Annotated in this window: 19 protein-coding genes; 7 read left to right on the top strand and 12 right to left on the bottom strand. The window is 60.3% G+C overall.

Annotated features, from left to right (window positions below; translation table 11 throughout):
- Positions 1-53: 53 nt before the first annotated feature.
- Positions 54-1,229 (bottom strand): elongation factor Tu, encoded by a 1,176-nt coding sequence (gene tuf / locus PRI8871_RS01585; protein ID WP_108884428.1) that lies wholly within the window; start codon positions 1,227-1,229, stop codon positions 54-56.
- Between the two features lie 181 nt (positions 1,230-1,410).
- Complete coding sequence (locus tag PRI8871_RS01580; protein WP_108884427.1) at positions 1,411-2,016, bottom strand: hypothetical protein; 606 nt, start codon at positions 2,014-2,016, stop codon at positions 1,411-1,413.
- Between the two features lie 120 nt (positions 2,017-2,136).
- On the opposite strand from PRI8871_RS01580, the gene PRI8871_RS01575 reads away from it, so the two are divergent.
- On the top strand, positions 2,137-3,489 hold the full coding sequence (locus PRI8871_RS01575; protein WP_108884426.1) for a cytochrome P450: 1,353 nt from the start codon (positions 2,137-2,139) through the stop codon (positions 3,487-3,489).
- A 1-nt stretch (position 3,490) separates the two neighbouring features.
- Here the strand turns inward: PRI8871_RS01575 and PRI8871_RS01570 are convergent, their stop codons facing one another.
- The 4 genes from PRI8871_RS01570 to PRI8871_RS01555 form a co-directional block, all read right to left on the bottom strand.
- On the bottom strand, positions 3,491-4,063 hold the full coding sequence (locus PRI8871_RS01570; RefSeq protein WP_108884425.1) for a cob(I)yrinic acid a,c-diamide adenosyltransferase: 573 nt from the start codon (positions 4,061-4,063) through the stop codon (positions 3,491-3,493).
- A gap of 3 nt (positions 4,064-4,066) precedes the next feature.
- Complete coding sequence (locus PRI8871_RS01565; protein WP_108884424.1) at positions 4,067-4,270, bottom strand: twin transmembrane helix small protein; 204 nt, start codon at positions 4,268-4,270, stop codon at positions 4,067-4,069.
- Between the two features lie 66 nt (positions 4,271-4,336).
- Entirely contained in the window at positions 4,337-5,170 is an 834-nt protein-coding gene (locus tag PRI8871_RS01560; RefSeq protein WP_108885173.1) for an SDR family NAD(P)-dependent oxidoreductase, read from the bottom strand.
- Between the two features lie 89 nt (positions 5,171-5,259).
- Entirely contained in the window at positions 5,260-5,835 is a 576-nt protein-coding gene (locus PRI8871_RS01555; protein ID WP_108884423.1) for an SH3 domain-containing protein, read from the bottom strand.
- A gap of 180 nt (positions 5,836-6,015) precedes the next feature.
- Here PRI8871_RS01555 and PRI8871_RS01550 point away from each other — a divergent pair, with 180 nt between their 5' ends.
- The 5 genes from PRI8871_RS01550 (at position 6,016) to PRI8871_RS01530 (ending at position 12,483) form a co-directional block, all read left to right on the top strand.
- Entirely contained in the window at positions 6,016-8,331 is a 2,316-nt protein-coding gene (locus PRI8871_RS01550; protein WP_108884422.1) for a DNA topoisomerase IV subunit A, read from the top strand.
- Positions 8,300-9,517, top strand: coding sequence for a DUF898 family protein (locus PRI8871_RS01545; RefSeq protein ID WP_245897746.1), 1,218 nt, complete (start codon positions 8,300-8,302; stop codon positions 9,515-9,517). The genes PRI8871_RS01550 and PRI8871_RS01545 overlap by 32 nt, the downstream gene beginning before the upstream one ends.
- A complete protein-coding gene (locus tag PRI8871_RS01540; protein ID WP_108884421.1) occupies positions 9,514-10,632 on the top strand; it encodes a M48 family metallopeptidase in 1,119 nt (372 codons plus the stop codon). Before PRI8871_RS01545 ends, PRI8871_RS01540 begins: the two co-directional genes overlap by 4 nt.
- 166 nt (positions 10,633-10,798) lie before the next feature.
- On the top strand, positions 10,799-11,557 hold the full coding sequence (locus PRI8871_RS01535) for an electron transfer flavoprotein subunit beta/FixA family protein (protein ID WP_108884420.1): 759 nt from the start codon (positions 10,799-10,801) through the stop codon (positions 11,555-11,557).
- On the top strand, positions 11,557-12,483 hold the full coding sequence (locus tag PRI8871_RS01530) for an electron transfer flavoprotein subunit alpha/FixB family protein (RefSeq protein ID WP_108884419.1): 927 nt from the start codon (positions 11,557-11,559) through the stop codon (positions 12,481-12,483). Before PRI8871_RS01535 ends, PRI8871_RS01530 begins: the two co-directional genes overlap by 1 nt.
- A 72-nt stretch (positions 12,484-12,555) precedes the next feature.
- On the opposite strand, the gene PRI8871_RS01525 is transcribed toward PRI8871_RS01530, so the two are convergent.
- Positions 12,556-13,395 carry a DUF6473 family protein gene (locus PRI8871_RS01525; RefSeq protein WP_108884418.1) on the bottom strand — a complete coding sequence of 280 codons (840 nt, stop codon included), beginning with the start codon at positions 13,393-13,395 and terminating at the stop codon, positions 12,556-12,558.
- Between the two features lie 154 nt (positions 13,396-13,549).
- On the opposite strand from PRI8871_RS01525, the gene PRI8871_RS01520 reads away from it, so the two are divergent.
- Complete coding sequence (locus tag PRI8871_RS01520; RefSeq protein WP_108884417.1) at positions 13,550-14,425, top strand: 3-hydroxybutyryl-CoA dehydrogenase; 876 nt, start codon at positions 13,550-13,552, stop codon at positions 14,423-14,425.
- Between the two features lie 88 nt (positions 14,426-14,513).
- Here PRI8871_RS01520 and PRI8871_RS01515 read toward each other — a convergent pair whose 3' ends face one another.
- The 5 genes from PRI8871_RS01515 to PRI8871_RS01495 are packed head-to-tail and all read right to left on the bottom strand — an operon-like array spanning position 14,514 to position 17,459.
- Entirely contained in the window at positions 14,514-15,389 is an 876-nt protein-coding gene (locus PRI8871_RS01515) for a lysophospholipid acyltransferase family protein (protein ID WP_108884416.1), read from the bottom strand.
- A 36-nt stretch (positions 15,390-15,425) separates the two neighbouring features.
- Positions 15,426-15,704: an HPr family phosphocarrier protein gene (locus tag PRI8871_RS01510; RefSeq protein ID WP_108884415.1), complete on the bottom strand. Its 279-nt coding sequence runs from the start codon at positions 15,702-15,704 to the stop codon at positions 15,426-15,428.
- A 5-nt stretch (positions 15,705-15,709) separates the two neighbouring features.
- The gene (locus tag PRI8871_RS01505; protein ID WP_108884414.1) at positions 15,710-16,102 is read right to left on the bottom strand and encodes a PTS sugar transporter subunit IIA; all 393 of its coding nucleotides are present in this window, start codon (positions 16,100-16,102) and stop codon (positions 15,710-15,712) included.
- Complete coding sequence (gene rapZ / locus PRI8871_RS01500) at positions 16,099-17,019, bottom strand: RNase adapter RapZ (RefSeq protein WP_108884413.1); 921 nt, start codon at positions 17,017-17,019, stop codon at positions 16,099-16,101. The genes PRI8871_RS01505 and rapZ overlap by 4 nt, the downstream gene beginning before the upstream one ends.
- Positions 17,016-17,459: an HPr kinase/phosphorylase gene (locus PRI8871_RS01495; protein ID WP_108884412.1), complete on the bottom strand. Its 444-nt coding sequence runs from the start codon at positions 17,457-17,459 to the stop codon at positions 17,016-17,018. The genes rapZ and PRI8871_RS01495 overlap by 4 nt, the downstream gene beginning before the upstream one ends.
- Between the last annotated feature and the right edge of the window lies 1 nt (position 17,460).

Raw genomic sequence — 17,460 nt, 5'->3', positions numbered from 1 at the left:
ATGGCGCACCCTTTCAATTTTTCAGAAGCGCCGAGGCGCATCAACCATCGAAATTAAGCGAGGACTTTGGAGACGACGCCCGAACCAACGGTGCGGCCGCCTTCGCGGATAGCGAAGCGCAGCTGTTCTTCCATCGCGATCGGGGCGATCAGCTCAACGGTGAACTTCAGGTTGTCGCCCGGCATTACCATCTCGGTGCCTTCGGGCAGGATAACCGTGCCGGTCACGTCGGTGGTCCGGAAGTAGAACTGCGGACGGTAGTTCGCGAAGAACGGCGTGTGACGGCCACCCTCTTCCTTGGTCAGGATGTAGGCTTCGGCTTCGAACTTGGTGTGCGGGTTCACCGAACCCGGCTTACACAGAACCTGGCCGCGCTCAACCTTCTCACGGTCGATGCCGCGCAGCAGGGCGCCGATGTTGTCGCCGGCTTCACCGCGATCCAGCAGCTTGCGGAACATTTCAACACCGGTACAGGTGGTGGTCTGCGTGTCTTTGATACCAACGATTTCGATGGTGTCGCCAACGTTGATCACACCGCGCTCAACACGGCCGGTCACAACCGTACCACGGCCCGAGATCGAGAACACGTCTTCGATCGGCATCAGGAACGGCTGGTCGATCGCACGTGCCGGCTGCGGGATGTACTCATCAACAGCGGCCATCAGTTCTTTGATCTTCTCTTCGCCGATCTGCGGCTCGGTGCCGTTCATGGCGTGCAGAGCCGAACCCGCGATCACGGGAATGTCGTCGCCCGGGAAATCGTATTCGCTCAGAAGCTCACGGATTTCCATCTCGACGAGCTCCAGAAGCTCTTCGTCGTCAACCTGGTCGACTTTGTTCATGAAGACAACCATCGCCGGGATGCCAACCTGACGGCCCAGCAGGATGTGCTCGCGGGTCTGCGGCATCGGGCCGTCAGCTGCGTTCACAACCAGGATCGCGCCGTCCATCTGCGCAGCACCGGTGATCATGTTCTTAACATAGTCAGCGTGGCCGGGGCAGTCGACGTGCGCGTAGTGACGTGCTTCGGTTTCATACTCAACGTGCGCCGTCGAGATCGTGATCCCGCGTGCTTTCTCTTCCGGGGCGCCGTCGATCTGATCGTACGCTTTGAAGTCACCAAAGTACTTGGTGATCGCAGCCGTCAGCGTCGTCTTGCCGTGGTCAACGTGGCCGATCGTGCCGATGTTGCAGTGCGGTTTACCGCGCTCAAACTTTTCCTTACCCATTCCTAGGCGCCTCGTGGTTAGGGGGCCACATCCCGGCCCGGTTCACATCGCGGGCCGTTTATTGATTTGGAGAGGGAAAATCAAGCGTCAGAAACAAATGCGGCGCATTCGTTTTGCTATTGTCAACGCCTTGTTACATTCCCGCGTCAGCCAAGGCAGGCTGACGCATCGGAACATAGGGTTATTGGGCGGTAATCGCCTCAGAAGCCACCGCCGCGTCAACGGCTTTTTGATTCGCCGCCAGACCACCAAACCAGCCGTCTGACTTTTGTTTCGAACGCATCCAGCGTTCCACCAAAAGCGCGGCATTGGCCGTCAGATTGTCCATCTGCTGCTTCTTGGATTGGGTCAGGCCCGACCCCACCAGTGTTTCGCCCGACAGCTGCTCAAGCGCCGTAATCAATTCGGTTTCTTCGTTCAGCTTGGTCTGCGTGGCGTCGTCCCAAATGGTGACCCGCAGGATCAGCGCAGACTTGGGCGACAGCACCAGCGGGATGCCCGGCTGGGCCAGAACGAACCCTTCGACGCTGGCGCCGATGTGGTAAAAATGATCGCCCTCGTAGCGCTTGAACCGGGTTTCCAGCGCCTCATCCATCGCGGCAATCCACTCTTCCTTGGTGGCATCGCGCGATGCCGGGCCCTTGACCAGATTCGGCGCAACCACTTCGGCAAATCCAAGCCGAAAATTGCCCAACGGTTCAACCGGCGCCTGCAATTGCTTGGCCCCATCGGACGAACAGGCTGATAGGCCGAACAAAATGGCCAACAGGACAATAACGCGACGCATGGCAAATCCCCCAAGTAAGTCCGTCCGCCATACCGCAGCCCCCGCGGTTTCGCAACGCTGGCAAGCTGGTCATGGCAGGCCCCTGCCCCTATATCTGGTCAAACCAGTGCCGGAGCGCCCATGTCTGACCGTCCTGACCTGCCCGTCCGCGTGCCTCTTGGCACCAAGCCGCTTGGCGTGCTCAAAAGCCTGAAGGCCGCCCGCAGCAACGTTTTGGCCATCATCCCCGAACTGGCAACGCGTCAGCCGATGGTGTCCGGCAAGACCGGCATTCGCTGGCATATGGTGATGGACCCCGGCGCGTTGCGGCGGATCTTGCTGGAGCGGTTGGACGATTACCCCAAATCGGACGTGACCAAGAACCTGTTGCGCCCGGCGATAGGCGATTCCCTGTTTGTGGCAGAAGGGGCGCATTGGCGTTGGCAGCGCCGCGCCGCCGCCCCTGTGTTCACCCATCGCAATATGATGAACCTGGCCCCGGTGATGACATCCGCCGCCGAGCGCGCCTGTGATCGGATCGCGGGGCAACCGGGCCGGGCCTTTGACTTTCTTGAGGAAATGGTCACCACCACCTTCGATGTGATCTCGGACGTGACCTTTTCAGGGGATTCCGCCTTTGATCGCGACGGGGTGCACAAGGCGATTGACGCCTATATCTCAGAGGCGGCGAAAGTTTCGCTGTTTGACATGCTGGGCTTTCCCGATTGGGTGCCGCGCCCCGGTCGGGTGATGTCTGGCGGGGCGGTGAAGGCGATGAAGCGGGTGGCCGACAAGGCCGTCGATGACCGCGCCGCGCGGGGGCCAAGCACGCCGCCCGATCTGCTGGATCTGTTGCTGGCGGGTGAAGACAAGGAAACCGGGCGCAAGATGACCACGTCCGAGCTGCGGGACAATCTGCTGACCTTCATCGTCGCCGGGCATGAAACCACCGCGCTGACGCTGGCGTGGTCGCTCTATCTGATGGCCTATGACCAAGACTCCCAAGACAAGGCCCGAGACGAGGCGCAGGCCGTTCTGCGCGGAGCGGCGACAACGGCGCAGGATGTCGAAAGCCTGCCCTATATCCGCCATGTGATCGACGAAGCGCTGCGCCTGTACCCGCCTGCCGCGCTGGTGTCGCGCACGGCGCTTGCCGAGGATCAGCTTTGCGACCGCCAGATCAAACCGGGCGACACAGTGATGCTGCCGATCTATGCGCTACATCGGCATAAATTGCTGTGGGATGACCCTGATGCCTTCCGACCTGAACGTTGGGAGGGCGAAAAGCCGGACCGCTACAGCTATCTGCCGTTTGGTGACGGGCCGCGCATTTGCATCGGCGCCAGCTTTGCCCTGCAAGAGGCGGTGATCATTCTGGCCACGCTAATATCGCGCTTCCGGTTCCGGCCCGTGGCAGGCCGGTCCCCGAACCCTGTGATGATCCTGACGCTGCGCCCCGAAGGCGGCGTTTGGCTAACGGCGGAACCGGTCTAGCTTACCGGTTTGCCCCCGGCACCCAAAGCACATCGGCCTTGCCGTCGTCATTGGCGATCCGCGCGGCCACAAAGAACCAGTCGCTCAGGCGGTTGAGGTATTTGACCGCAGCCTCATTGATCGTTTCCATCGTCGCCAGTTCGACCGACAGACGTTCGGCGCGGCGGGCCACGGTGCGACACTGGTGCAGATGCGCCGCAAGCGCGCTGCCCCCCGGCAGGATGAAGCTGCGCAGCGGTTCCAGCCGGGCGTTCATCGCGTCGATTTCCCGCTCCAGCCGATCCACCTGCGATTCAACCATGCGCAGCACCGGATAGGGCGCGTCACCGTCGTTCTGCGGATCGGGGCGGCATAGATCTGCGCCCAGATCGAACAGGTCATTCTGGATGGCGGCCAGTTGATCGTCCATCACGCCTTCGGCATATAGACGCGCCAGACCCACAACAGAATTCAGCTCATCCGAGGTGCCATAAGCCTCAACCCGGACGGCGTATTTGGCTACGCGATCGCCATTGCCAAGCGCGGTTTCACCCTTGTCGCCAGTGCGGGTATAAATCTTGTTCAGAACGACCATCGGTTAGCCCTTGCTGCGAATCCACATGAACCCAAGGATCAGAACGATGGCGATAAACTGCGCCCCGATCCGCCAGCGCATGGCCTTGTTGGCGTATTTTTTGTTGAACTCGCCACCCTTGGCAAAGCTGCCGACGCCAAAGATCAGAATGGCGACAACAAACAGCATCGCCGCAGCAACGATGAAGAACAGGGGATCATTGGCCATGTCTGGCTCCTCAGGTAAGCGTTTGCAGCACATGTAGTGGGTCACGCGGAAAAAGCGAACCCACTGTCACCCCTTTGCGATCAGCCAATCAAGGGCCGAAGTTGGCAGGATGCGCCGCGCGATGCCCATCAGATAGGTCGCCGTGGTGACATAGTAGCGCCCTTTGGGTCGGGGATGTTCCAGCGCTTTCAGCAACTTGGACAAAACAGCCTCGGGGGGCAGTTCGAACAGATCGGTGCCGCGATCCTCATACAGACGGCGCATCAGTGTGTCGCGGTATTGGTCGGCGCGGACCGAAGATTTCCAATCGATCCAGCGTTCGAAATGCGGAATGGCATTGACCCGAATCTTTGACGTGATCGGCCCCGGCTCCAGCAACACCACATGGATCGGCGTGTCGCGCATCTCAAGGCGCAGCACATCCGTCAGCCCTTCGAGCGCGAATTTGCTGGCCACATAGGCCCCACGCCATCGTTGCGGGACGATGCCAAGAACCGAGCTGCAATTGACAATCCGACCATGCCCCTGCGCCCGCATCACCGGGATCACAGCGCGGGTCAGGTGGTGCCAGCCGAACAGGTTGGTTTCAAACGCAGCCCGAAGCCCATCGGTCGGCAGATCCTCCACCGCGCCGGGAATGGCGATGGCCCCGTTGTTGTAAAGCGCATCAAGCGTGCCGCCGGTTGCGGCCAAGACCTCGGCCAGCGCGGCATCAATGCTGGCGGCGTCAGACAAATCCAACTGCGGACTTTCGAAGCCTTCGGCCCGCAACCGGTCGCAATCGGCCGCCTGCCGGCAAGAAGCAAAGACCCGCCACCCCCGCGCCTTCAGACCATGCGCAACCGCATAGCCAATGCCCGAGGACGACCCTGTAACCAAAATGCTGCGTGTCTGTGTCATGCGCCACCGATGGCAAAGGCGCGCCGGTTCCACAAGCAAAAACACCGGCGCCAAGGCCGGTGTTTAAGACATGTGTCAGGCTGTGCGGATCAGTTTGCGGCTTGAACCAGAAAATCCGCCATCCAACCGATCCGGTTTGTTTCAACCGTGCGCAGCTTCAGCCAGCCATTGCCCGGCTCTTGCAGAACCAAAACCTCTTCGCCTTCGCCAAGGCGGGCGATGACAGAATAGTTGGTGCCCGGTCCGGTCCGCATGTTCACGCGGTTGCCGGTGACATAGCGGATGTCGGGTTTCGGTTCCTCGAACACGGTGTCGGCAATGGTTTGCGTCGTCGGATCGACCGCATCCGTCAGAACCCGCTGGCCGGTCGCATTTTCCAGTTCCGAACGATCAATCGCGGCAAGAACAGTCGCGGCATTCGGATTAGGCTGGGTGACCGCGCGGATCTTTTCGGCGTCGGCGACGACGGGAATCACTGCCGGTGTCGCCTTGGCTTTGACGGCTAGCAAATTGGCCGCGCCGGTGTCGGCGCGTGTCACTTCGGGTGCCGGCGCATCCGCCTCAACTGCGGCAACAGGGACACGCGGCTCAAAATCTTCGCCGCCGCTGAGTTCGTACCAAGCCCAGCCCATAAACAGGAATGTCAGCGCTATATATTTGGTCATATCGCGCCCCCCGGCACAAATTTACGTTTGGTGGCAGCCAAAATAAACGAAATTTCTCTTCCAATATCCTTAGCTATACAGTCACTAAACGATTCGCTCACCCGCCCCCAAGGTGAACCTCTGAGAATTTTTCCCGGTATCGCTTTACGGTGACTCAATCGGGCAGTATCAGATTTCATTATGAACGACCTCGTCGATGATCCAGAACAGCCGTCCCGCAACGTGACAGAACCGCTCCGCCGTGCGATCGGAGAGCGATATCTGACCTACGCGCTTAGCACGATTATGCATCGTGCCTTGCCCGATGCCCGGGACGGGCTAAAGCCGGTGCACCGGCGTATCCTATATGCAATGCGCGAACTCCGGCTTGGTTCCGGTGGCGGCTTCAGAAAGTCGGCTAAAATTTCCGGCGATGTGATGGGCAACTATCACCCGCATGGGGATGCCGCGATCTATGACGCCATGGCCCGCCTCGCGCAGGACTTCAACGTGCGCTATCCGCTGGTGGATGGTCAGGGCAACTTTGGCAATATCGACGGCGACAACCCTGCTGCCAGCCGATACACTGAGGCCCGACTGACCATTGTCGCCGAAGCGCTGCTCGAGGGGCTGAACGAAGACGCGGTCGATTTCCGGGAAAACTATGACGGCACGCTGAGCGAGCCTGTGGTTCTGCCCGCGCAATTCCCCAACCTGCTGGCCAACGGTTCCTCGGGGATTGCGGTCGGCATGGCGACGAACATCCCGCCGCACAACATCAGCGAACTGATCGACGCTTGCCAGCATCTGATCAAAACGCCCAACGCCCAGGATGAAACCCTGCTGAATTATGTGCCCGGCCCGGATTTTCCGACCGGCGGCATCATTGTTGAGCCCAAGGAAAGCATCGCCGAAGCCTATCGCACCGGGCGCGGATCGTTCCGCCTGCGCTGTAAGTGGGAAAAAGAGGATCTGGGCCGCGGCCAATGGCAGATCGTCGTCACCGAGATCCCGTATCAGGTGCAAAAGTCCAAACTGGTCGAACGGATCGCCGAACTGATCCAGACCAAAAAGGTGCCGATTCTGGCGGATATTCGCGACGAATCCGCCGATGACGTCCGCATGGTTTTGGAGCCGAAGTCCAAGAACGTCGATCCCGATGTGCTGATGGGCATGCTGTTCCGCAACTCGGATCTGGAAATCCGGTTCTCGCTGAACATGAACGTGCTGATCGACGGCGTGACGCCCAAGGTCTGCTCGATGAAGGAAGTGCTGCGGGCCTTCCTTGATTTCCGCCGTGATGTTCTGGTCCGCCGGTCTGAACACCGGGTCGAAAAGATCGACCACCGGCTTGAGGTCTTGGAAGGCCTGATCATTGCCTTCCTGAACCTTGATCGGGTGATCGACATCATCCGCTATGACGAGGACCCCAAACCGGCCTTGATGCGCGAAGATTGGGGCAAAGACCACGTTCGCGCCACCTCTGAGGCGGATTATATCTCGCCCGTGGCTGTTGCCTCGTCCGACGATCACGGCCTGAGCGAAGTGCAGGCCGAAGCGATCCTGAACATGCGTCTGCGCAGTCTGCGCCGCCTCGAAGAAATGGAGCTGGTCGCCGAGCGTGACAAGCTGATGGAAGAACGCGCCGGGCTTCAGGATTTGCTGACAAGCGAAGACCTGCAATGGAAGGCGATCTCGGACCAGCTGCGCGACGTCAAGAAAGCCTTTGGCAAAGACTACGAAGGCGGCGCCCGCCGCACTGCCTTTGCCGAGGCTGGCCAGATCGAAGAAGTCCCGCTTGAGGCGATGATCGAACGTGAACCGATCACCGTGGTGTGCAGCCAGATGGGCTGGATCCGCGCGATGACCGGTCATATCGACCTGACCCGCGAACTAAAGTTCAAAGACGGCGACGGGCCGCGTTTCATCTTCCACGCCGAAACGACGGACCGTCTGTTGTTGCTTGGGTCGAACGGGCGCTTCTTTACCATCTCGGCGGCCAACCTGCCCGGTGGGCGCGGCATGGGCGAACCCGTTCGGATCATGGTCGACCTGCCGAACGAGGCCGATATCGTCGATCTGTTCATCCACCGCCCCGATGGCAAGCTGTTGCTGGCGTCCTCGGCGGGGGATGGGTTTATCGTGCCCGAATCCGAGGTCCTGGCCCAGACCAAAGCGGGCAAACAGGTGCTGAACGTGCGCAGCGATGTGCGCGCCAAGGTCTGTAAGCCGGTCAACGGCGATGCGGTCGCCGTGGTCGGTGAAAACCGCAAGGTTCTTGTCTTTGCAATTGACGAACTGCCCGAAATGAACCGAGGTAAAGGCGTCCGCTTGCAAAAGTACAAAGACGGGGGCCTTTCGGATGCAACCACCTTCACCCTGGCAGACGGCCTCTCGTGGCACGATCCAGCCGGGCGCACCCGAACCGAATCCGACCTTGCCGAATGGACCGGCAAGCGGGCCGGAACCGGGCGCATGGCCCCGCGTGGCTTCCCCCGCGACAACACCTTCACCTGAGACAGACGCGCTGACGACCGAATTCATCGGCCGTCGGCGCACCGTCTTCTGGCTGGCACTTCGGGCCGGGATGCTGACCCTTCTGACGCTGGGCGTCTACCGGTTCTGGATGAAAACCCGTCTGCGCCGCTGGTATTGGTCGGCCATCCGCCCCGGCGGTCTGCCACTGGAATATGTGGGCGACCCGTTCGAAAAGCTGCTGGGGTTCCTGATCGCCGTTGTGATCCTGGCCTTTTACATCGGCATCGTGAACCTGCTGCTGATGTTCCTCAGCTTTTCGCTGTTCAACGGCAACAGTTCCGCCTACGCCGTGAGTGTGGTCGGCGTCATCCCCCTTTGGTTCTACGCCAAGTATCGGGCGCGGCGGTATATTCTGGCGCGCACACGCTGGCGCGGGTTGCGCTTTGGGCTGGAACCGGGCGCATGGGGCTATGCCTTTCGCGCCTTGATGTATTGGGCGCTGACCATTGGCACGGCTGGCCTGCTCTGGCCGCTGATGGCTTTCCGGCTGGAACAATACCGCACCAACCGCACGTTCTATGGTGACTCCCGCATGCAGCAAGGGGGCCGATGGACCGGCCTGTATCGCAGCATGGTGCCGCTGTTTATCGCCGCCTTCATTGCCGCCGGGGCCTTAGGTGCCGAGATCAATGGTCATCTTACCGGTTCAGCGACACTTGGCACAATCGCCGTGCTGATCGCCCTCTACGGGCTGGTCCATCTGCGCCTGCGCAGCCTGACCTACCTGACCAACACCAAATCCATTGGCGGCGTCCGGCTCTTCATCGCGCCCAGCACGCCCCGTGTCGCTTGGATCTTGTTCATCGGCTATCTGCTGGTGGCCATCTGCATGTTGCCGCTGGCTGGCGGAATTGCCGTTGTGGTCGTCCTGCTGGTTCAAAGCACATCCGACATAGGGACGATAGCGGGCCTTGATCTGTCTATGATTGGTGACGTGCAACACTGGATGCTGGTCGTTCTTGGCACCGGGCTCTATTTCGGGGCCTTCCTGCTCTGGACCTCGCTCAGCCACGCCTTTGTTACCCTGCCCTTGCTACGCCACTATGCGCAGCGCCTCAGCATTCAAGACCCCGGCGAAATCGCGCAGATCAGTCAACGCCCACGGGACGAAACCACCCAAGCCGAAGGCTTTGCCGAGGCGCTGGATGTAGGAGCCTCGCTATGACCGTGATCCACGTCGGGGCCGCGCCCGAACCCTTTAACAGTTCCGCGCTCTTTCTGGATGGCCACCGCGCCCGGCCCGTTCCTGTCGATCTGACGATCGACGAAGACGGCGGCGCGTTGGTCTGGTCGCATGACGACACCACGTTCCGATGGCCGCTGGGGGACATCCGCGAACTGCCCGATCAGGCCGACCGGTCCGGCCTTGTTCTGCGCCACCGTGATGATGCGCTTGTGCGGCTGCATCTGCCGGATCGGGGCTTGGTCCCACGTTTGCCGAACCGCACCAAACGCGCCCCGGTCGCGCGGCGTGGTCGGCTGGCGCTTTGGGCCGTCGCGGCAATCGCGTCAGTCGCGCTGATCATTTTTGTTCTGGTCCCGCGCATGGCCGATCAACTGGCCGTTTTCATCCCGCCCGAAGGCGAACGCGCCTTGGGCGAAGTGACCCTTGATCAAATCCGCCACGCGCTGGACGAAACCGGTGTTCAACCCGTGCCAATCTGTAACCGGCCTGCGGGCCGCGCCGGTTTGGACCAGTTGGCCACCCGGCTGACCGATGCCACCGATACCCCGGTCGAGATCAGCCTAACTGTGCTGGACCACCCGATGATCAATGCCTTCGCCCTGCCCGGCGGATTTATCATTCTGTCCAGTGGTCTCATCCGAGCCGCTGAAACGCCCGAACAACTGGCCTCGGTCATTGGTCATGAAATCGGACATGTGGTCAGCCGCGACCCGACCCGGCATGCGCTACGCTCTGCCGGATCAATCGGCGTTCTGGGGTTGGTCTTTGGCGATTTCGCTGGCGGCACCGTTGTGTTGTTTTTGGCCAACCAATTGATCAACGCGCAATATTCCCAAACCGCCGAGGCAGACGCCGACACCTTTGCCCATGATCTGCTGGTGAAACTTGACGTTCCACCATCGGCGTTGGCCGATATGTTCGACATCATCCGAAAACGCTATGGCGACGCCGAGGGGCTGATCGCGCACTTCCTGTCGCACCCGTCACTGGGCGACCGGATCGAAACCGCGCGGAATTCCGAGTTCTCGGGAATCGCCTCTGCACCGCTGGTCAGCCCAAAGGTTTGGAGCGATATCCGGTCAATCTGCCGCTAAAAATATAACTAAAATGCTGCGATTGCACCAAAGCCCTATTGGAACGCGGCGTAGGTTGGCGCTAACGCGACGATTTTGACCTGTTGCCCCCTGAAATCTACGGCTATCACGTCATAGGAAATTTCGGTGGCCCCCAATCCGTCACCCCCAAGAGGAGAAAACGCAAATGAAGGTCCTCGTACCTGTCAAGCGCGTGATTGACTATAACGTTAAGGTTCGCGTGAAAGCGGACGGAAGCGGTGTCGATCTCGCCAATGTAAAGATGTCGATGAACCCGTTCGATGAGATTGCCGTCGAAGAGGCGATCCGTCTGAAGGAAGCTGGCAAGGCGGATGAGATCGTCGTGGTCTCGATCGGCGTGAAGCAGGCGCAGGAAACGCTGCGCACGGCGCTGGCGATGGGGGCGGATCGTGCGATCCTCGTGGTGGCCGCCGATGACGTGCACACCGATATCGAACCGCTGGCCGTCGCCAAGATCCTCAAGGCCGTGATCGATGCCGAGGCCCCGGGCCTTGTGATCGCGGGCAAGCAGGCCATCGACAATGACATGAACGCCACCGGCCAGATGCTGGCCGCGCTGACCGGCTGGTCGCAGGCGACCTTTGCCTCCGAAGTGGGCATCGACGGCGATCACGCCGTGGTCACCCGCGAAGTGGACGGCGGTTTGCAGACCATCAAGGTTAAGCTGCCGGCGATCATCACCGCCGATTTGCGCCTGAACGAGCCGCGCTATGCCTCGCTGCCGAACATCATGAAGGCCAAGAAAAAGCCGCTGGATGAGAAAACCGCCGCCGATTACGGCGTCGATGTCACCCCGCGCCTGACGGTTGTCAAAACCTCAGAGCCGCCTGTGCGTCAGGCTGGCATCAAGGTGGGCTCGGTTGACGAGCTGGTCGCGAAACTCAAGGAAGCGGGGGCGCTCTGATGGCTGTACTTCTTCTTGCTGACGTGTCGAACGGCCAACTGGCCGCTGACGCAGTCTCCAAAGCCGTTTCGGCCGTTGTTGGTCTGGGCGATGTGCATGTTCTGGTTGCCGGTCAAGGTGGCGATGCCGCTGCGGCGGAAGCTGCGACCATCGCAGGCGTGGCCAAGGTCATCTTTGCGGGCGATCACGGCTTTTGTCACATGCTGGCCGAGCCGGTTGCCGATCTGATCGTGTCGCTTGCGGGCGATTATTCGCATATCGCCGCTGCCGCGACCTCGGACGCGAAAAACATCCTGCCGCGCGTTGCTGCGCTGCTGGACGTGATGATCATCTCGGACGTGACCGCTGTGGTTGACGCCGACACGTTCGAGCGCCCGATCTATGCGGGCAACGCGATCCAGACCGTGAAATCGGCCGATAGCGTCAAGGTTCTGACCCTGCGCACCACCGCCTTCGACGCAGCCGCAGGCGGCAACGCCGCCCCGGTCGAGGCGCTTGGCACCGCAGCCAGCACCGGCCTGTCGAGCCATGTCGAAGACAAGGTTGCCGCCAGCGATCGGCCCGAGCTGACCTCGGCCAAGATCGTGGTCTCGGGCGGCCGCGGCGTCGGCTCCGAGGAAAGCTTTGCCATCATCGAAGCGCTGGCCGATAAGCTGGGTGCTGCCGTCGGCGCATCACGCGCAGCGGTGGATTCAGGGTTCGCCCCGAACGATTGGCAAGTCGGCCAGACCGGCAAGGTCGTCGCGCCGGAACTGTACATCGCATGCGGTATCTCGGGGGCGATCCAGCACCTCGCAGGCATGAAGGACTCAAAGGTCATCGTCGCGATCAACAAAGACGAAGAAGCCCCGATCTTCCAAGTCGCCGACTTCGGCCTCGTCGCGGACCTCTTCGACGCCGTCCCCGAACTGACCGGGAAGGTGTGACCGCAGGCGGTGGGTTACAAAACCCACCCTTCGGTGAACGACCCAAAGGCCCGCCCGAAACGGCGGGCCTTTTCATTTGGCGGACCGGCCCAAAAGACCGCGCAGCATCGGGGCCAAAAGATCGCTCAGCTCCTCATGCGCGGCAGGATTGAGGGTCTGATCGACGGCGCTTTGTTCAACCAGTGAAAATACCATCCCCCGCGTCCCCTGCGCACGGGCCGTCTGGCTTGGTGTCAGGCGCAGCTCATCCCGGCACAGCGGGGCCACCTGATCGAGCATGGCATGCGTCACATACGGCGGAACGGCAGCCGCGGCAGGGACCACCCCGTCCGGCGGCGGCGCACTTGCGAACCAAAGCAGCACCACCCGCCCGCGCAGCGTCGTGCAGAGCGATTTCATCCGCGCCACCCAAGCCTGCTGCAATTCTTCGACCACCGTTATGAACCGGTCTGGGCAGGTTTTTTCTAGCCGGCCCAGCAAGTGCCGCGTGAAATGAAATTCCGTAAAATCCAACTCAGGGAACAAGTTCATCAAGGTCGGCGACGCCCGCACGAACCGATCATTGCGCCGAGGATGCACAGAATAGAAGCGATTCGACATGTTCTGCGCCGCCATGGCCTGAATCACCACCACCCGCGCCCCATCTAGCCGCAGCATCACTTCGGGATCGTTTAAATAAACATCAAGCCCGGCCTGAACGCAGCCAAGATTGAGGCACGGAACGCTAATGCGACGTTCTATCAACGCCGGAAACGGCTTGGGAATGAACCGGCCAAAGGTTTCAGTCCCGCCCAAAAACGCCACATAGTCGCCGGTTGGATCTTTCCTTGGTCCCCGGAACGACACCCGAGACCGGCCATACCGGCACGGATAGTATTCAAGCCCCTCACGGGGCTGGCCGACGATTGTCATGCCACCACTCCTTTTTCACCCAAGGACGAGTGTCGCGGCCAATTCTTGCCAATCCGCTAAGGTGAAAATGCCCCATAAACTTTAAGCACTGGCCCTTGCGGTGCCTTAGGCGCGGGGCCTATTGTTGGCCCAGTCAAACAAGGGATCGGCAGTGATGGACATCCAGAAAATCGGCGTTGTGGGCGCAGGCCAAATGGGCAACGGGATTGCCCATGTCATGGCGCTGGCGGGATATGATGTGCTTTTGAATGACATCAGCCAGGACGCGCTGGACAACGCCGTTGCGCTGATCGACAAAAACCTGACCCGTCAGGTCAGCCGGGGCAAGGTCGAACAGGCGGACAAAGACGCGGCGATGGCCCGCATCGCAACCACGCTGAGCCTGGCCGATCTTGGCAAGACCGACCTGGTGGTCGAAGCCGCGACCGAACGCGAAGACGTCAAGCATCAGATCTTTGAAAAGCTGCTGCCGCATCTTCAGCCGCACACGATCTTGACGTCGAACACTTCGTCCATTTCCATCACCCGCCTTGCCAGCCGCACGGACCGACCGGAACGGTTTATGGGGTTCCACTTCATGAACCCGGTGCCGGTGATGCAACTGGTCGAACTGATCCGCGGGATTGCCACCGATCAGGAAACCTATCAATCCTGTCTGGCCGTCGTCGAAAAGCTGGGCAAAACCGCCGCTAGCGCCGAAGATTTCCCCGCATTTATCGTCAACCGCATCCTGATGCCGATGATCAATGAGGCGGTCTATACGCTCTACGAAGGCGTGGGCAACGTGAAGTCCATCGACGAGTCGATGAAGCTGGGTGCAAACCACCCGATGGGACCGCTGGAGCTGGCGGATTTCATCGGATTGGACACCTGCCTTGCGATCATGAACGTGCTGCATGATGGCCTGGCCGACACGAAATATCGCCCTTGCCCGCTGTTGACCAAATATGTTGAGGCAGGCTGGCTGGGCCGCAAATCGCAGCGTGGGTTCTATGACTATCGCGGTGATGTGCCTGTGCCGACACGTTAAGGCACGCCAACCCAATAGGAACAGTGACACCGACGCCGCATTGCAAGCATTGCGGCGCAGCGGCTCACATCAAGGCGGAAAGCGCGGTCTAACCCTGCCCCAAGGCCAAGGTGCGGTCGCGCAGCCACGCCACCAATTCGCGCTGTTTTCCTGACCAGGCGCTGATTTCCTCGGGCAGGATGGGTGCGCCGACGACCGGCTTTTGCGGGCGGTTGCAGGCGTGCATGACTTCGTGGATCAGCAGCCCCTGCCGAATGGTCGGCGAGACCTTGTTCGCGATCTGATAGGCGCGTGAGTTTTGGCCGGGGAAGTGGATTGGCACCACAGTCGCGCCGGACCGCTGGATCATCTTCGCGGTGAACGGGTTCCAGACGGCCTCAATCGCTTGGCCGAAAAAGGTTTCCGACGCAGCAACCACACCGGATGGGAACAGCGCAATCACCCCGCCCCGCTTTAGATGGTCCATCGCGCGCTGGCGCATCTCAAGGCTTTGTTCACGGGCCGATTCCTCATGCGGGAACGGGACCGGGATCATGAATTGTTCAATTTCTTTCACACCGGTCAAAAGAGACCGTGTCAGGATCTTATAATCCTGTCGAACGCGGCCAATCAGTTCGGCCAAGATCATCCCGTCCACCAACCCATGCGGGTGGTTCGCCACGACGATCACTGGCCCATCCTTGGGGATATTTGCGATCTGATCTGCGGGGGTCTGCAAGTCGATGTTCATCAGGCGAAGGGCCTGCGACCAGAACGCCTGCCCTTCGGCCACGCCCTGCCGTTCAAACCGGCGCACAAGGCGCAGCAACGGCAATTTGCCGGTGGCCCATTCCATCGCGCGGATGGTGTTTGCCTTGAACGGATTGGTAAAGGTGTTTGCGTAACTCAGCTTACGTTTGTCATATGGGGCGGGATTCGACGGCGCGACACGCGCGCTAGAAGCGGAATTGGCACTGTCCACCATGGTGCGGTTTATTCCTTGTCGACCGGTTCAAACCGGCTAGCACTCTTCCCCGAAACGATTTGCGACCAAAGCCTCGATCGCATCAGCCAAGGCCTCAGCGTCCGGCCCGGATGTGGAGACCTCAATAGAGGTTCCCTTTGAAGCTGCCAACATCAAAAGCCCCATGATGCTGTCACCACAGGCGTTCATCCCGTCTTTCGTAACGTCAGCCGAAGCGTCAAAGCTTTCTACCACTTCAACAAACTTGGCCGAAGCGCGGGCATGAAGGCCCTTTTCATTGACGATTCTCAAAGTGCGTTGGGTATTATCGGTCATAAAGATCAGTCTGTTGAAACGTTGCGGCTGTCGATGTACTTGCGGCCCGCTTCCATCGCGGTGCGCACGGCGTCGGGGACTGATTTCTGACGGCATTTCGCCAGCTTGACCAGCATTGGAAGGTTCATCCCGTAAAGGATGCGCCGGTTTTCGGGCTGGCAGGCCATCAAGCTAAGATTCGAGGGCGACGCGCCGAACATGTCGGTCACGATCACGACACCATCGCCGGTATCAACCGAATCCGCTGCAACGCAGATCTCTTTCTGCTTGATCAACCGGTCATGCCCGCTCTCGATCGAAATCGCAGCGACACCCGGTTGCTGGCCAACAACGTGTTCCATTGCCGACATGTATTCTTTGGCTAGGCCACCATGGGCCACAATGACGATACCGATCACGTCGGCCGCACTCCAGAAGTCAAATCCACCCCACCGGATGGCGCGATCAAGCCGCGCCGCTCCATCTCTAGATGCCTAATTGACACCCGCCAGCCAAGTTGTGCAAGTCCAAGAGCGACGGTTTCTGCAACTGCAACCGACCTGTGTTGCCCTCCGGTACACCCAAATCCGATGGAAAAGTGGGATTTCCCTTCGTTTTGGTAGGCTGGAAGCAATGTGGTGATCAAATCCATGCTGCGGGACAGAAACCCATCGTACTTTGTGTCAGCCTGCACATAGGCGGCCACAGCCGGATCTTGTCCAGTTTTCTTGCGCAGTTCCTCTTGCCAATGTGGATTGTTTAGGAATCGGCAGTCCAAAACCATGTCCACCCCTTGCGGCAGGCCCTGCTTGTAGGAAAAGGACCGCACCGCCACCGACAGGGTCTGCGCCTCATCCGCCACAAACCAATCGCGCATGCGGTCGCGCAGATCATGCGGCGTCAGGTCTGAGGTATCGACGTAGTAATCGGCGATGGTGCGCACACCTGACAGCAAAGTTGCCTCAAGCGCGACGCCATCGGAAGGCGATTTCATCGGTGCCAAGGGATGACGACGCCGCGTTTCAGAAAACCGCCGCAGCAAGACATCCTGCCGACAATCGAGGTACAGAACCTCAGGCGTGATCCCCGGCGCATCGGCCAGATCCTTATGCAGATCAAGGAACCCTTGCGGCGTGAAATCACGGTTGCGCGCATCGATGCCCAAGGCCAGCGGCGCGCCACTTGGCGTGCCATCCAACAGCCGCGGCACCAATCGCAATGGGATATTGTCGATCGCTTCGAAGCCCAGATCCTCAAGCACGTTGATAGCAGATGACCGGCCAGCCCCGGATGGGCCGGTGACAAGAATTACGCGCTGGGTCTGCGGGGCGGTCATTCAGGCTCTCCACGTCCGGCTATCATGTATTGTCGCAATCCAGCCGAAAACAGGGGCGACTGAACTTTAAATAGCAGCGGTATCGGTTCGCCCAGTAACATTGTGGTGTGCCGTTCGGGCAACCGCTCGGTCTCAGTTTTATCCAAAGACACAACGGCAATGACCTGCGCTCGCGGCACGCAATCGGCACGCAACAGGCCAATCCCCCGCGCCTCGATCAGACCGGCAAGCCGGGGTTCACCGCGCACAAAGATCTGCTGATCGACCCGTTCCAAGATGACCTGATCGTCGCCCACCAGCACCGCGCCGCGCGACATCAAATCCAGCGCGAGCGAGGATTTCCCGCTGCCCGATGCCCCGGTGATGACCAGCGCCCGCCCCCCTATGGCAACTGCACTTGCGTGCAGCCGCTGTGTATCGGGGGCGCTGGCCTGATCCATA

Source organism: Pseudoprimorskyibacter insulae (assembly GCF_900302505.1).
Lineage (GTDB): Bacteria > Pseudomonadota > Alphaproteobacteria > Rhodobacterales > Rhodobacteraceae > Pseudoprimorskyibacter > Pseudoprimorskyibacter insulae.
Note: the sequence above shows the minus strand (reverse complement) of the source record. Positions and strands in the feature narration are given on the sequence as shown.